Source organism: Mesorhizobium caraganae (genome assembly GCF_016836705.1).
In the GTDB taxonomy this organism is placed as follows: domain Bacteria; phylum Pseudomonadota; class Alphaproteobacteria; order Rhizobiales; family Rhizobiaceae; genus Mesorhizobium; species Mesorhizobium caraganae.
Map to the genome: position 1 here is coordinate 1 of NZ_JAFCGY010000115.1, position 548 is coordinate 548.

Genomic DNA, 548 nt, shown 5'->3' on the forward strand with positions numbered 1-548 from the left:
CCACGGCGGCGCTGTCACCCCACCCCGCCGCGTCGCCTCGACCCTCCCCAACGAGGGAAGGGTGAGGCGTCGGCGCTTCTTCCTGCTCCCCGTTCCTATCCGGGGAGAAGGTGCCGGCAGGCGGATGAGGGGCAGCGCCGGCCTTTGAGGTTGGCTGCGCGGGAGACGGCGCCGGTGGCGGCACCTCGATCGGGGGCGCTTCGGCGGGAACCTCGGCCGGTGTCGGCACCTCGACAGGCGCTGGCTCAGGCTGCCTTTCCGGGCGCGACGGTTCGATCTCCGGCTCGACTGGTGCCGGCGGCACCTCTTGCGGCTGCGGTTCGGGCTCCGGAGCGGCGGGCGACGCAGGAACCTCCTCGGGTTCCAGCGGCTCGGGCTCAGGTTCCGGTTGCGGCTCTTCCTCCGGCACAGGCTCCGGCAGCGGTTCCGGCTCGGAGGGAACGACCGGCTCCGGTGCCGGCGGAATGGTCGGCGCTGGTCCGGGCTTCGGCTCTTCGGGCGCCGGCTCCGGCGCTGCCTTTACCTCCCCCTCGATGGGGGAGGTCCCA

At 73.5% G+C, this 548-nt stretch carries 1 pseudogene; it reads right to left on the bottom strand.

Annotation, left to right across the window (positions count from 1 at the left end):
* A pseudogene (locus tag JQK88_RS35870) lies at positions 1–548 on the bottom strand (signal recognition particle-docking protein FtsY); the annotation flags it as partial.